The following is a 13,682-nucleotide window of genomic DNA, read 5'->3' as shown; positions in this document are numbered from 1 at the left end:
ATGCTGTCGCCCGTCGAGTTCGAACGGCAGCAGGCTTTGATGGCTCAAGGCGTCTAGAAAACTAGGGGCTACTCAAACCCTGGGAGCCTCGGCCTGCAACTGAGCCGTGATGATGGCCTCTCTGAAGGGGGCGGAAAAGAAGGAAGGATCAACGATATGAGCGTCATCGAATCGATGGACACGATGCAGGCCTGGACCGTCGGCCTGCGCCTGGCGATGGGCTATCCGCAATATGCGCCCGTCGGCAATCCGATCGCCTATGCCTCGGGCGGGCGCAAGAACTTCGCCGAGGCGCTCGAGATCGCCGCCATCGTCGAACAGACGAACCAAGACTTCGTCCTCGTCGCATTCGACCTGCCTATCGCCAACGGGCCGGTCGGCATCTCGCTCGCCACCCGCGGCAACATCCTTGTCGAGTGGCACGCGGACGTCCAGCCCTACCTCGCCAGCGCCGACGGGGTCATCGAACTGCTCAGCGACACGCACCGCTGGTCGGTCGGGCCACGCGCCATCCTGACCGCGTCGCCGCTGCCGTCCCGCAGCCGCATCAAACGCGGCATCGAACGCGCACACCGGCGCTGGCGGGAAGCTGCGGATCAGATGAGCGGCGTCGAACTTCCTGGGTCCCTCTTCATCCCCGCCGGCGGCAGTTATGCCGACGCCATACCGACGGAGGTGGTGCGGGCGGCGGCGTGAGGCGTCGTCAGCCTCGTTGGCGCGTAAAGTGTGCGTACCGTCAACGCTGACAGGACTGTCACATTGTTGGCGGTCGATTGGACGACAGCGTCCAATCGACCGCCAGCCAGTCCACTTTCGACCAACTCAAGACCTTCAACGGCCTTGGTCTGATCGTCCGCTTATTCTGTGACCTGCCATCCGGCCCAAGCAAACCTGCCCATCGGCACGCCCGTTGACTAGCCAATCATAAAAGTTTGGCCCTTTCCCAAAACGGATGCGGTCAGTTCGCGGCAGAGCCCAAAGGACGTTAGTTTCAATTCCTCTTGCCCGACGTTTGAATTCCTTTTGCCCGACGTAGCCCGCCATGCGTCCCGAGCACCGTCAATCGTCGCTTGCCGTTCGCGATGCAGATAGTTGGCGGACAAACCGGACGGGCGTCCTGCCGTGGACACGTTCAGGCAGGGTGAGCGCCGCGTCGTACTCGAGCGGCAGTACCTGATGCTCGTTCGACTCGCAGCCCGGTATTCAGTCGTTCTGCCGCATCTGGCGGGGCAGAAGTCGCGCTCGCGGCAGCAAGTCGGTGTAATTACCGACAGCGCTGCCGCGCGGGCAGATCAGGGCTGATACGGCAAAGACGATTGGTGCAGGATGATGCGCACCTTTCCGTCCTTGCACTCCTTGAACACGAAGCTCTTGTTCACGAAGACGTGGCTGTCATCCTGACCGATGAAGTGGACGTTGCATTGCACGATCGCCAGGTCGCCATGCAGAATGAAGTCCTCCTTGCTGTACCATACTTTTACCCAGGGCTTCAGCTTGAAGCCCTTGTCGTCGGGGAAATCATCGTTTCCTCCCGTGAAATAGGCCAGGGCTCCGTCCTTCGTCGGACGGAAGGTCTGTCTGCCGAACGCCAGGGTCGGTTTGAACAGAACCTTGCCATCGTCATAGTCGTAATTGTCGCTGAGCACCTGCGTCGCAACGGCCTGCGCATCGCCGCCGTCGGAATGGGCCTTGCCGACCGCCACCACATTGTCGCACCAGGTCTGCAACGCCTTGTGCACCATGTCTTCGGTAAACATCTCATCGCTCCTTTCAGGGTCAAGCTGGTCAAGGGATCCGGGCGCTCACGCGCCTGCCCATCGGCGTGGCGATCGCCAGGGTTCGCGCCGGGCTGTAGGTGTTGACGTACAATGTCCGGCCGTCGGGAGAGAAACACGCCCCCGCCAGCTCGGTCTGGGCGCGCAGGAAGCCCAGCACATAGGTCTGGCCGGTCGGCGTGACGCCGATCAGCCGGTTGGCGACTGTTTCGGTATATTGATCCTCGCACACGACCAGATGGCCGTTCGGCGCGACCGTCAGGTTGTCGCCGAAGTCGAGCATCGGCTTGCCTGTCGACTCGACGAAGACCTGCACCATCCCGCCCTCCGCGCGCCGGCCTTCGTCCGGTGCGGGGCGGTAGCGCATGATCTGCCCCAGTTTCGCCGCGCCGCCGGAGGTGCAGCAGAAATAGAGTTCGCCGTGGCCCATGTGGATGCCCTCGCCCCGTGCGAACCGGAGTGCCCCTTTTGCCGCACCACGCATGCGCAGGTCATCGTCCGGGCTGTCCGTGCCGCCGAGGTCGATCCAGCGGGTCGGCAGCCACTCGCCCGGCATCAGGTCGGTGCCCGTCCAGTTTCGGCTGTCGCGCCGCGCCAGGTCGCGCGCCGCCAACGCCTGGAGTCGCCCGCCCGCGGCAAGCCGGCCGGGCCGATCGGGCAGGAAGCGATAGAGCAGGCTGTCGTCGCGATCCTCGGTCAGATAGACGATGCCGGTACGCGGATCGACCGCCGCCGCCTCGTGGTTGAAGCGGCCCATGGCGTGCAGCGGTACGGGATCGACGCGCCCGCGTTCTGCGGCCGGCACCTCGAACACCCAGCCATGGTCCTGCGACAGGCCGCTCCCGGCGCGGGTCGTGTCCTCCTCGCACGTCAGCCAGCTTCCCCATGGCGTGGTGCCGCCGGCGCAGTTCCGGATCGTGCCCGCCAGACTGAGATGCTGGGACAGGAGGCGCCCGCTCGCGTCATCGATCACCAGCGTGGTGGTGCCGCCGGGCAGCGCGCCGCCGTTCCCGTCGCGGTCGAATGCCGCTCCCGCGCCGGGGCCGCCCGCGAAAGCGCTGCGTGGGCCGTGCTGCGGCGATAGTTCGTGGTTGCGGACCAGCGCGTGGCGTCCGCCGGGCAGCGGGATGCATCCCATGCCGTCGGCATGGTCGGGCACCACCAGCCCATCGTCCATCCGGTCGCCGAGGGTGGAGAGGACACGATAGGAGAAACCCCGTGGCAGGTCGAGCAGCCCGGCGGGATCCGGCACCAGCGGTCCGTACCCGATCGTCCCGGCACCGGATGCAGCGGCGTGGCCTGTTCTTGCCAGCCCGGCAAAGGCGGTGGCGGTCAGGCCGAGTGCGGCGGTTCGTCGGGTCAGGGTGAGATCGGTCATCGCGCGTTCCTGCGAGCATCGTTCGTATCCTTGACGCGCGCGCAGGCATCGCACAGGCCGCTTGCCTCCACCGGGGCAGCGGCCAGCCGAAACCGTCGTCCGGCCGCATGATTGCGGATCGATCGCAGCGCCTCGTCCGCGATCAGTTGCACGCCGTGGCAATCCAGACAGACGAGACACAGATCGGCTGACGTCGGGCATGGTACATAGGCACCCAGCATCTCGATCCGTAACGCGCGGCGCTGCCGCAATAACCGCGCGAGCGTGCGATAGACCTGTGCGGGAACGATGCGGGCGGTCCTTTCACTGGCCTGGGCTGCGATATCATAGGCGCTGAGTGGCCTGCCCCCGGCGGCGAGGATGTCATGGACCAAGTCGTCGATTTCGCCGCAGCGCCGCCGTGCGGGAGCGGCGGCGCGGATCATGCCGGCATGCCCGCGGCGACGCTTTCCACAAGCCCTTGGAGGCCGATGTCGCTCAATCCCATCGTCATCAGCGCCAGCGTGCCGCGCAGTTCCTCGGGATCGATGTCCCGGGTGATGAACACCATCCGCGTGCGCCGGTCGTCCGATGGCCATCGCTCCAGTTCCACCGGCGGATGGAAGACGTGCTGCACGCCGTGCACGACCACGGGCGCATCATGCCCGGCGAGGTTCACGATCCCCTTCCCCCGCAGCAGGTCGGCACCCTTGAACATCGTGAGCAGCCCCAGCCAACGGTCGAAAGCGAGTGGTTCCAGCGGCGTGTCAAACGTCAGGCAGGTCGCGCGTATGCCGTCATTGTGCCGGTTCACGTCATGACGGTGATGGTGGTGATGACCGGCGTGATAGGCTTCGTCCGCCAGCCAGCGGCGCACGTCGTCGCTCTTGCTGGCGGGGTCCCACAGCCCGACATCGAAGAGCAGCGCGGAATCGACCCCCCCCGTCCGTCACCGTGAGGAGGGGCGCGGCGGGGTTGAGCGCCGCCAGCCGGTCGCGGATCACGATCTGCCCGACGGGGTCGGCGAGATCGGTCTTGGTCAGCAGCAGCCGGTCGGCGACTGCCACCTGCTTCACCGCTTCGGGCTGCGCGTCGAGCGTCGCCATGCCGGCGGCCGCGTCCACCGTCGCGATGACGGCGTCGAGCCGGTACAGCGTCTCCAGTTGCGGATCGGTCATCAGCGTGTGGAGGATCGGCGCGGGATCGGCCAGTCCGGTGGTCTCGATCACTACCCGGTCGAACCAGCACCGCCCCTCGCGCGCAAAGCGCCACGGCGCATCGCGCAGCGTACGCGACAGATCGCCGCGGATCGTGCAGCACAGGCAACCGCCCATCATCTCGACCACCAGATCGTCGTTCGATCGCGCGATCAGATCATGGTCCAGTCCGACCGCGCCGAACTCGTTGATGATGACCAGCGCGCGCGCCATGGCGGGTGAGCGGACCAGATGATTGAGGACGGTCGTCTTCCCGCTCCCGAGGAAGCCGGTCAGCACCGACACGGGAATGCGCGCGCCCGCGCCCGCCATAATGCGGCTCATCGTCCATCCTCCGCCGCACACGGACGGCGAACGTCGGTGGCATGCGACAGTGCGCGCCAATTGCCGACGTGCGCCACTGCAAGCAGGATCGCACCCGCAGTGCTGACCACCCGTTCCGCCACCTCCACCTCGATCGCGAACGCGGCGACGCCGAGCAGCGTCAGCCCCAACCCGGCAACGGGAAACGGCCACCGTCGGCCATGACGCCGATAGCCGGACGCGATCGCCACCGTGCTGGTCGGCAGCGCGAGCGCGAAGGCGATCGCGTGGAAGCTCTCCGGCACCGCCAGCATCGTCGCCAGTACCGGCAGCGCCATCAGGATTGCGGGCAGCACCAGGCAGTGGATCAGGCACAGCGCCGACGCCGTCACCGCGAAGCCATCGAGCCAGCGCAGGCTCTGACTACCGGTCATTCGAACACTACTGGACACCAAGTCGGCTCTCCGTTTATGTGATGTTGTAACGTATCTCATTGGATGATTGCCATGGCAAGCCTTTCCCAAACCGATCGTCACCTTCCCGTGACCGTCCTGTCCGGGTTTCTAGGAGCCGGAAAGACGACCCTGCTCAACCACATCCTGTCCAACCGCGACGGGCGGCGCGTCGCGGTGATCGTCAACGACATGTCCGAGGTGAACATCGACGCCGATCTGGTCCGCGGCGGCGAGGCGGCGCTGTCGCGGTCGGAAGAGGCGCTGGTCGAGATGACCAATGGCTGCATCTGCTGCACCCTTCGCGACGACCTGCTGGCGGAGGTGCGTTCGCTCGCCGAACAAGGCCGTTTCGACTATCTGGTGATCGAGTCGACCGGCATTTCCGAGCCGCTGCCCGTCGCCACCACCTTCTCGTTCCGCGACGAGGATGGCGTGTCGCTGGGCGACGTGGCGCGGCTCGACACGATGGTGACGGTGGTCGATGCGCTCAACCTGCTCGCCGACTATTCGAGCCGGGACTTCCTCGCCGACCGCGGCGAGACACTGGGCGAGGACGACACGCGCAGCCTAGTCGGCCTGCTGGTCGAACAGATCGAGTTCGCCGACGTGGTGGTCGTGAACAAGGCGTCGTCGGTGTCGTCCGAACAGCTCGCCATCGTGAAGAAGCTGGTTGAGAGCCTGAACGCCGATGCGATCGTCGTGGCGGCCGACCATGGCCGCGTCGATCTCGACCTCGTGCTGGCGACCGGCCTGTTCGACGAGGAAAAGGCGGCGCGCCATCCGCTCTGGGCCAAGGAACTGTACGGCTATGCGCACCATCAGCCGGAGACGGAGGAATATGGCATCGAGAGCTTCGTCTATCGCTCCCGCGCGCCGTTCCATCCGTCGCTGTTCCGTGACTTCCTGATTGATGGCGGGCTGGATCATGTGGTGCGCGCCAAGGGGCATTTCTGGCTGGCGGCGCGGCCCGACTGGGTCGGCGAACTGGCGGTGGCGGGGTCGCAGACGGAAACGGCGCGGATGGGCCGCTGGTGGGCGTCGATCCCGAAGAACCAGTGGCCCGAAGACGGGCGGTTCGAGGATTTCGTCGCGAAGCATTGGGATCCCGTCTGGGGCGACCGGCGGCAGGAACTGGTGTTCATCGGTATCGGCATGGACGAAGCCCGCATCCGCACCCGGCTCGATGCCTGTCTGATCCGCGCGAGCGCCTTTACCCCGCGATTGTGGACGGGGCTGCACGACCCGTTTCCCGCATGGGGCGAGCGCCAGCTGGAGGCCGCCGAATGACCCTCGCCATGATGGAGGACGTCGTCGCGTTCGGTGACGACCCTGCCTCGCTCGATGCGATCGCCCGTCCCAAGGCCGCGCTGGCGATCTGGTGGCGATCGTTGCCCGGCGACATGCGGGCCGGGCTTGAAGCACTCGACCTCGACACGATCGACGACTTGTCGCTCGACCTCGACGCCGGGGCGCCGCTCGATGCGACGTTGCGGGACGCGGGGTACCCCAATGCCGTCGCTGCGCCGCTCTCCGGGGATATCGACCTGCTGGTACGGCGACATTCCGCGCTGACCGGCGAGGATCGACTACGCCTGCGGCTGGAGGTGGTGGACACCGATGCCTGCCGCCGCTTCCATGCCGATTACGTCACGCTGCGGCTGCTGTGCACCTATGCCGGGCCGGGTACGCAATGGTGCCGCGCCGCCGCGTCCGATGCGATCTGCGAGGTGCCGACCGGCGCGGTCGGCGTGTTCAAGGGCCGGTTGCTGCTGGACCCACCGACCGTGCTGCACCGGTCGCCGCCGATCGCGGCGATGGGTGAGCGACGTCTCGTACTCGCAATCGATCCGATTCGCAGTTGCGAGAGCCGCTAGGAAGTGACGCGACGAACGGCTTCATCGACGATCACGCCGCCGGGGCCGGGCGAACGGTTGCGGCGCTGTATCGCCCGGCCGACCATCATCGCAGAAGGATTCCCATGAACCGCCGTACCCTGTTGCTGTCCGCCGCCGCCATGCCATTGCTCGCAACGCCGCTTCGCGCAGCACTCCCCGCCAATCCGCTGCTGCGCGAGTGGTCCGGTGGCGTGCCGCCCTATGACGCGATCCGCCCGGTCCATTACCGCCCTGCCTTCGCCGCGGCGCTCGCGGCGGCCCATGTGGATCATCGTGCAGTGACCACCTCGCGATCCGCGCCAACCTTCGCCAATACGATCGAGGCGATGGAGCGGTCGGGGCAGCAACTGGCGCGGGTGTCGGCTGCCTTCTTCACCGTCGCGGGCGCCGACGCGACGCCAGAGATCCAGGCGATCGAGGAAGCGGTGGTGCCCGACCTCACCCGTTTTTCGAACGAGACTTCGCTTGACCCCGCGATGTTCGCCCGCGTCGACCGCCTGTATCGCGCTCGCGCGACGCTGGGGCTCGATCCGGAACAGACCCGGCTGCTGGAAGAAACACACAAGCGCTTCGTTCGGGCGGGCGCGGCACTTGTGCCCGCGGCGCGCACGCGCGTTGCCGCGATCAACGAGGAAATGGCGGCGCTCGGCGTGCAGTTCGGGCAGAAGCTGCTCGCCGACCAGAAGGCCAGCGACGTGTTGCTGACCGAGGCGGAGGTCGCCGGCCTGCCCGCCGACCAGAAGGGTGCGGCCGCTACCGCCGCGCGCAACGCCGGCAAGTCGGGGTATCTCATCCCCGCTGGCCGCTCCGCCGTCGAACCCTTCCTGACCATTGCGACGAACCGCGACGCGCGCAAGAGGGTGTTCAACGCCTTCGATCGCCGCGGGTCGAACCCCAATGCGAACAACACCGCCGCGATCATTCGCCGGCTGGTCGAACTGCGCATCGAGCGGGCGGGGCTGATGGGCGCGCCCAGCCATGCCGATTTCGCCTTGCAGGATTCGATGGCGAAGACGCCGCAGGCGGCCACCGACCTGCTGATGCAGGTCTACCGCCCCGCGCTGGCGCGCGCGCAGGAGGAGGAGCGCGCGCTGCTCGCACTTGCCGCCGCCGATGGCATCGACCGGATCGAGCCGTGGGACTGGCGCTTCTACTCGGAGAAGGAGCGACAGCGGCGCTTCCGCCTGAACGAGGCGGCGGTGAAGCAATATTTTCCGCTCGACGGCATGGTCGCTGCGCTGATGGATACGGTGAAGCGGCTGTACGGCATCGGCTTCGTGCCACGCCCCGATGTGCCCGGCTATGCCGAAGGCGTGAAGGTGTGGGAGGTGCGCGAGGCTGACGGCGCGCCGATCGGCCTGTTCTATGCCGACTGGTTCGCCCGTCCGACCAAGCGACCAGGCGCCTGGATGGGATCGCTGCGCGATCAGAGTGACCTGCTCGGCCAGCGCGCGATCGTGGTCAACAACTGCAACTTCACGCGGCCCGCGCCGGGGGAACGGGCCCTCATCAGCCTCGATGACGCTGAAACATTGTTCCACGAGTTCGGCCATGCGCTGCACGGGCTGTTCAGCAAGGTGCGCTATCCCAGCCTGTCGGGTACGGCGGTATCGCGCGACTTCGTCGAGCTGCCGTCGCAGATTCACGAACATTGGGTCAGCCAGCCTGCGATCCTGCGCACCCACGCACGCAACGCGGCGGGCGAGCCGATCCCCGAGGCGATGCTGGCGGGATTGCTGGAGGCACGGACCTTCAATCAGGGCTATCTGACCGTTCAGCAGCTGTCGTCCGCTATCCTCGACATGCGCCTCCATTCGCTCCGTTCGCTACCCGCAGGGTTCGACGCGCAGGCGTGGGAAGCGGCGCAGCTCGCCGACCTCGACGTGCCGCCCGCGGTGGGGATGCGGCACCGGCTCTCGCACTTTAGCCACATCTTCGATGGCGGTTATTCGGCCGGTTACTACGCCTATACCTGGGCGGAGGTGCTGGATGCCGATGGCTTCGCCGCGTTCGAGGAGAGCGGCGACGTGTTCGATCGGACGCTCGCGACGAAGCTACGCCGCGAGATCCTGTCGCGCGGCAACAGTCGCGATCCGGCGGAAAGCTACATCGCGTTTCGCGGGCGGATGCCGGATGCGACCGCGCTGCTGCGCAACCGGGGGCTGGCGTGAAGCTGCGCCTGCTGCTCGCGGGCGGCATCCTGCTCGCGCTTCCCGCCATTGCGACCGCCGCCGACGACCCTGTCGATCCACCCGAAGGCGACGACATCGTCGTCACGGGCACCTTTCAACGCGACCCGCGAGACGCAGCATCGCCGATGTCGGTGCTGGCCGACGAGGCACTCGACCGGTCGCTGCGCCCGCAGCTCGGTGAGGCGCTGGCACGGCTACCCGGCGTATCGGCGACCAGCTTCGGCCCCAACGCCTCGCGCCCGATCCTGCGCGGGCTGGCGGGCGAGCGGGTGCGGGTGCTGACCGACGGCATCGGCGCGTTCGACGTGTCGAACACCTCGGCGGACCATGCGGTGGCGATCGATCCGCTGCTGTCCGAGCGGATCGAGGTGCTGCGGGGTCCCGCCTCGCTGCGCTTCGGATCCTCCGCGATCGGCGGTGTCGTCAACGTGCTTGACCGGCGCATCCCGACGACGGTCCCGGATGCACCGGTCGCCCTTCAGGCGCGCGGATCGCTCGGTTCGGCGGCCGATGAGCGGTCGGCGGGCGCGAACATCGGCGTGCGCGTATCGGAGCGCTTCGTCGTGGGGGGCGGCGGCAGTCTGACCGATACCGGCGACCTGCGCGTCGGCGGCCCCGTGCTGTCCGGGCGCCTGCGCGATCAGGCGCGCGGCAGCGCCGATCCGGCCATCCGTGCCCTTGCAGACCTGTCCGGCCGTCTTGCCAACACGAGCGCGCGGACACGCACCGCCAATGTGGGCGCTGCCTTCATCGACGACGGCGGCGATCTGGGCGTCGCGATCACCCGCTACGAAACGCGATATGGCCTGCCGATCCGCTACGCCCTGACGCCCGGCGCCGAACAGGAAGCGGTGCGGATCGCGGCGGAGCAATGGCGCGCGGACCTGCGCGCCTCGGTCGTGCTGCCGGGCCTGTTCGAGCGGCTATCGCTGCGCGCGGGCTATGCCGACTATTCCCATGTCGAAGGCAGCGCCGAGGCGGGTACGACCTTCGCCAACGAGGGGCTGGAGGCGCGCGTCGAACTGCGCCAGCGGCAGCGCGGCGGCTGGCAGGGCGTCAGCGGCGTTCAGACCTTCTTCCGCGACTTCCGTGCCGTCGGGGCCGAAGCCTTCGTGCCGCCCAACGAGACAGTGCAGAATGGCCTGTTCACGCTTCAGGAATTCGCGGCCGGACCGGTGCGGTTCGAAGGCGGCGGACGGGTGGAATGGACCGGCATCCACTCGCAGACCGCCGGGTTCGACCGCGATTTCACCGGCACGTCCATCGCTGGCGGCGCGTTCTGGTCGGTGGCGCGCGGCGTGAAGCTGGGCCTGAACCTGTCGAGCACCGCCCGCGCGCCCGCCGCCGAGGAACTGCTGGCGGACGGCGCGCACATCGGCACCCAATCCTATGAGATCGGCGATCGCAGCTTCGGGATCGAGCGGGCACGCGGGGTCGAACTGATCGCCCGCCTCTCCGGCCCGGCGTGGCGGCTCGACGCATCCGCCTATCGCACGCGCTTCGCGGGCTATATCTATGAATTCGAGACCGGACAGGTGCTCGAGGACTTGCCGGTGTTCCGCTTCGCGCAAGGGCGCGCAACCTATCGCGGGTTCGAGGTGGAGGGCGAGGCACGGTTCGTCGAACGCCATGGCTTCACGCTGAAGGCGGACGGGCTGGTCGATGCGGTCCGCGCGACGATCGATGGCTTCGGCCCGGCCCCGCGCATCCCGCCGCTGCGACTGCTCGGCGGCATCGAAGGCCGCGGCGACCGTTTCGGTATGCGCGCGGAGATCGAGCACAGCACCCGCCAGACCCGCGTCACCGGGTTCGAGACGACGACCGATGCCTTCTCGGTGGTCAATCTCAGTGCCGACTGGAGGCCGCTGGCCGGGCGCGAACTGCGGCTGACGCTGAGCGCCAGCAACCTGTTCGACGTGGTCGCGCGCCGCCACGCCAGCTTCCTCAAGGATTATGCCCCGCTGGCCGGTCGCGATGTGCGGTTTGGCCTCAGCGTCGGGCTGTGAAGGAGACGTCTCGATGCGGTACTGGTTCGCCTGCCTCACGGTCCTTGCCACCCCCGTCATCGCGCAGGAACGCGCCACGGTACCGGCCTTCACGCTCGCCCCGCTTCCCTATCCGGCGACCGCGCTGGAGCCGGTGATCGACAGGGAAACGATGACGCTGCATCACGATCGGCATCATCAGGCCTATGTCAACGCGCTCAACAAGGCGGTCGCCGCCGATCGCACGCTGGCGGGGCGCTCGCTGGAGCAATTGCTGGCGCAGGCCGGATCGGTGCCGGCGGCGGTGCGCGACAATGCCGGCGGCCACTGGAACCACGACTTCTTCTGGAAGACGATGGCGCAGCCCGGCACGGGTGGCGGCCCGTCGCCGGAACTCGCACGCGCAATCGACGCGGCGTTCGGCTCGATGGAGCTTATGAAGGCGACGTTCAAGGCGGCCGGGGCCGGCCGGTTCGGTTCGGGCTGGGTATGGCTGATCGTGGGGGCTGACGGCAGGCTCGCGATCATCACGACGCCCAATCAGGACAATCCGCTAATGGATGTCGCCAAGACGCGCGGCACGCCGCTGCTCGGCAATGATGTCTGGGAGCACGCTTACTATCTCAAGCACCGCAACCGCCGTGCCGAGTATCTCGATGCATGGTGGCAGGTGGTCGACTGGAAGACGGTGTCGCAGCGATTTGTCGAAACGATGGACCGGACGGCGCAGGACTGACACAATACGCTATCGCGTCTCCTTCGCTCGGAGGGGGTAACCGAAGTTGCACTTAATCTGCTTCCGGAAGAATCCAGCGTTCGGTTCCGGCAGCAGTCGACCCAAAATGGGTCGGGGCTGTTGAAAAAGGCCGGGTGATCCGATCGCGTTCCTAACGGGTTCCCTACTTCGACACATCGGGAGCAGCGGCCATGATGGGTGAGCAACAGCGAGGCGGCAAGGGCGCAAGTTGGCGGGCGCTGGGAGCGATGATCTCCGCCGATCACATCCTACACAGGATAGACGGGCTGATCGACCTGGGTGAACTGCGCGATGCGCTCGCTCCGCACTACAGTCGCCGTGGGCGTCCCTCGATCGCGCCCGAACTGCTGGTCCGCATGGCGCTGATCGCTCGCCTCTATGGCATCACTTCGGAACGCCGTCTGTGCGAGGAAGTCCGCTTTAACCTCGCTTATCGCTGGTTCTGCCGATTGCCGCTCGACGCGCCGGTGCCGCACCACTCGACGTTCAGCAAGAACCGGCATGGCCGCTTTCGCGATGCCGGCATCTTCCGCATCCTGTTCGAGCAACTGTTCGGCGGTGCGCCGACGCGGGGCTGATCGCCCACAAGGATGCCGCAATCGACGCATCGTTCGTCGCCGCTGATGCAAGCTGGCAGCGCAAGATGCGGGACGCCGACATGGCCGCGCCCCGGCTTCCGCGCCCGGTTTGTGAATGGCTGGCGGATCAGGCCAATGCTCCACCGCAGGAACATGGCGTACCGCGTGGCAAGCCCGCCGAGGTGTCGCGCACCGATCCGGCGTCGGCGTGGTCTGCACGCACAGCGCGGGGCCGGTTTGGCTATGCCTTCAATGTCCTGATCGACACGCCGGGAGGGGTGGCGATCGACGTGGAGGCCAGTCCCGCCCGCTTCGCGGCGGAAGTCGATGCGGGGCGGACCATGCTGGCACGGGCCGACGATCGGTTCGGCTACCGGCCAAAGCGTGTCGCGGCCGACACCGCCTATGGCAGCGCCGCGTTCCTGGCGTTCGTCACCGATCGAGGCACCATCCCGCATATCCCGGTGCTGGAACGATCCGAACAGACCAAGGGCAAATTCCCCCGCGAAGCCTTCCGCTATGAACGGGAGCAGGACCGCTATGTCTGCCCCGCTGGGAAGATACTTCCCTTTCGCGGTGCCGATCGTCGGGCTGGCTTTCTCCGATACAGCGCCAGTCCTGCCGATTGCCGCGCCTGTCACCTCAAACGGAAATGCACTTCAGGCAGGAACAGGTCGGTCACGCACAGCGAACATGAGGACGTGCGCGAGCTGGTACGCGGCGAGATGCAGACGCCGCTATTCAAGCGGTCGATGCGGTTGCGTCGGGGCGTCGAGCGGGTGTTCGCCGATGCCAAAGGCAAGCGAGGGCTGACCCGCCTGCACCTTCGCGGTCTGCGCGGTGCCGAGGAAGAGTTTCTATTGGGTGCAGCCATTGCCAATCTCGTGCTGTTGGCCCGCACCGACGCAAAACCGGCCCGGACCCGTCGCCCGCCCCCGGTGCCGGTGCCGGAACGGATAGACCACATGGCCCGGATCAGTCGGGGCCGGTTCGAGCAATCCTACTACGCGACGATCTTCTGACGCTGGTTAGCCGGGTTCACGCTCGGCCGCAGGGAAGTGGCGATAGAAGGTGGAACGGCCGACCTGTAGCAGTCATGGGTTTGGATCGACCATCATATGGACAATCGATCATGGTCTTGTCGGGATCGCGGCCCGCGATCTGCCCT

Annotated in this window: 14 protein-coding genes; 8 read left to right on the top strand and 6 right to left on the bottom strand. The window is 67.0% G+C overall.

Annotated features, from left to right (window positions below):
- Positions 1–156 precede the first annotated feature (156 nt).
- Positions 157–696: a hypothetical protein gene (locus LRP66_RS17970; RefSeq protein ID WP_230483971.1), complete on the top strand. Its 540-nt coding sequence runs from the start codon at positions 157–159 to the stop codon at positions 694–696.
- 596 nt (positions 697–1,292) lie between these two features.
- On the opposite strand, the gene LRP66_RS17965 is transcribed toward LRP66_RS17970, so the two are convergent.
- From LRP66_RS17965 to LRP66_RS17945, 6 genes are read right to left on the bottom strand one after another with little or no spacing between them, the layout of a single operon-like run.
- Positions 1,293–1,757, bottom strand: a complete 465-nt coding sequence (locus LRP66_RS17965; protein ID WP_230483970.1) for a hypothetical protein — start codon at positions 1,755–1,757, stop codon at positions 1,293–1,295.
- A gap of 28 nt (positions 1,758–1,785) precedes the next feature.
- Positions 1,786–3,153, bottom strand: coding sequence for an alkaline phosphatase PhoX (locus tag LRP66_RS17960; RefSeq protein ID WP_230483969.1), 1,368 nt, complete (start codon positions 3,151–3,153; stop codon positions 1,786–1,788).
- Entirely contained in the window at positions 3,150–3,578 is a 429-nt protein-coding gene (locus tag LRP66_RS17955; protein WP_230483968.1) for a transcriptional repressor, read from the bottom strand. Before LRP66_RS17955 ends, LRP66_RS17960 begins: the two co-directional genes overlap by 4 nt.
- Positions 3,575–4,009, bottom strand: a complete 435-nt coding sequence (locus LRP66_RS18390; RefSeq protein WP_443026720.1) for a GTP-binding protein — start codon at positions 4,007–4,009, stop codon at positions 3,575–3,577. The genes LRP66_RS17955 and LRP66_RS18390 overlap by 4 nt, the downstream gene beginning before the upstream one ends.
- Complete coding sequence (locus LRP66_RS17950) at positions 3,948–4,673, bottom strand: CobW family GTP-binding protein (RefSeq protein ID WP_443026719.1); 726 nt, start codon at positions 4,671–4,673, stop codon at positions 3,948–3,950. The genes LRP66_RS18390 and LRP66_RS17950 overlap by 62 nt, the downstream gene beginning before the upstream one ends.
- Positions 4,670–5,086, bottom strand: coding sequence for a MerC domain-containing protein (locus LRP66_RS17945; RefSeq protein ID WP_230483967.1), 417 nt, complete (start codon positions 5,084–5,086; stop codon positions 4,670–4,672). Before LRP66_RS17945 ends, LRP66_RS17950 begins: the two co-directional genes overlap by 4 nt.
- A 72-nt stretch (positions 5,087–5,158) precedes the next feature.
- Here LRP66_RS17945 and LRP66_RS17940 point away from each other — a divergent pair, with 72 nt between their 5' ends.
- From LRP66_RS17940 to LRP66_RS17910, 7 genes are all read left to right on the top strand, one after another.
- Positions 5,159–6,394, top strand: coding sequence for a GTP-binding protein (locus LRP66_RS17940; RefSeq protein ID WP_230483966.1), 1,236 nt, complete (start codon positions 5,159–5,161; stop codon positions 6,392–6,394).
- The gene (locus tag LRP66_RS17935) at positions 6,391–6,981 is read left to right on the top strand and encodes a DUF1826 domain-containing protein (RefSeq protein WP_230483965.1); all 591 of its coding nucleotides are present in this window, start codon (positions 6,391–6,393) and stop codon (positions 6,979–6,981) included. The genes LRP66_RS17940 and LRP66_RS17935 overlap by 4 nt, the downstream gene beginning before the upstream one ends.
- 104 nt (positions 6,982–7,085) lie before the next feature.
- Positions 7,086–9,173, top strand: coding sequence for a M3 family metallopeptidase (locus LRP66_RS17930; protein ID WP_230483964.1), 2,088 nt, complete (start codon positions 7,086–7,088; stop codon positions 9,171–9,173).
- Entirely contained in the window at positions 9,170–11,200 is a 2,031-nt protein-coding gene (locus LRP66_RS17925; RefSeq protein WP_230483963.1) for a TonB-dependent receptor, read from the top strand. Before LRP66_RS17930 ends, LRP66_RS17925 begins: the two co-directional genes overlap by 4 nt.
- Before the next feature lie 13 nt (positions 11,201–11,213).
- The gene (locus LRP66_RS17920; protein WP_230483962.1) at positions 11,214–11,915 is read left to right on the top strand and encodes a superoxide dismutase; all 702 of its coding nucleotides are present in this window, start codon (positions 11,214–11,216) and stop codon (positions 11,913–11,915) included.
- Positions 11,916–12,106: 191 nt separating this feature from the next.
- The gene (locus LRP66_RS17915) at positions 12,107–12,514 is read left to right on the top strand and encodes a transposase (RefSeq protein ID WP_230483961.1); all 408 of its coding nucleotides are present in this window, start codon (positions 12,107–12,109) and stop codon (positions 12,512–12,514) included.
- Positions 12,515–12,579: 65 nt separating this feature from the next.
- A complete protein-coding gene (locus LRP66_RS17910) occupies positions 12,580–13,536 on the top strand; it encodes a transposase (RefSeq protein ID WP_230483960.1) in 957 nt (318 codons plus the stop codon).
- Positions 13,537–13,682: the final 146 nt, after the last annotated feature.

This window comes from Sphingomonas sp. Leaf21, assembly GCF_916858675.1.
Taxonomy (GTDB): Bacteria; Pseudomonadota; Alphaproteobacteria; order Sphingomonadales; family Sphingomonadaceae; genus Sphingomonas.
Note: the sequence above shows the minus strand (reverse complement) of the source record. Positions and strands in the feature narration are given on the sequence as shown.

Coding starts and splice junctions, on each gene's coding strand:
- LRP66_RS17970 (WP_230483971.1), top strand. CDS start 157: ATGAGCGTCATCGAATCGATGGACACGATGCAGGCCTGGACCGTCGGC.
- LRP66_RS17965 (WP_230483970.1), bottom strand. CDS start 1,757: ATGTTTACCGAAGACATGGTGCACAAGGCGTTGCAGACCTGGTGCGAC.
- LRP66_RS17960 (WP_230483969.1), bottom strand. CDS start 3,153: ATGACCGATCTCACCCTGACCCGACGAACCGCCGCACTCGGCCTGACC.
- LRP66_RS17955 (WP_230483968.1), bottom strand. CDS start 3,578: ATGATCCGCGCCGCCGCTCCCGCACGGCGGCGCTGCGGCGAAATCGAC.
- LRP66_RS17950 (WP_443026719.1), bottom strand. CDS start 4,673: ATGAGCCGCATTATGGCGGGCGCGGGCGCGCGCATTCCCGTGTCGGTG.
- LRP66_RS17945 (WP_230483967.1), bottom strand. CDS start 5,086: ATGACCGGTAGTCAGAGCCTGCGCTGGCTCGATGGCTTCGCGGTGACG.
- LRP66_RS17940 (WP_230483966.1), top strand. CDS start 5,159: ATGGCAAGCCTTTCCCAAACCGATCGTCACCTTCCCGTGACCGTCCTG.
- LRP66_RS17935 (WP_230483965.1), top strand. CDS start 6,391: ATGACCCTCGCCATGATGGAGGACGTCGTCGCGTTCGGTGACGACCCT.
- LRP66_RS17930 (WP_230483964.1), top strand. CDS start 7,086: ATGAACCGCCGTACCCTGTTGCTGTCCGCCGCCGCCATGCCATTGCTC.
- LRP66_RS17920 (WP_230483962.1), top strand. CDS start 11,214: ATGCGGTACTGGTTCGCCTGCCTCACGGTCCTTGCCACCCCCGTCATC.
- LRP66_RS17915 (WP_230483961.1), top strand. CDS start 12,107: ATGATGGGTGAGCAACAGCGAGGCGGCAAGGGCGCAAGTTGGCGGGCG.
- LRP66_RS17910 (WP_230483960.1), top strand. CDS start 12,580: ATGCGGGACGCCGACATGGCCGCGCCCCGGCTTCCGCGCCCGGTTTGT.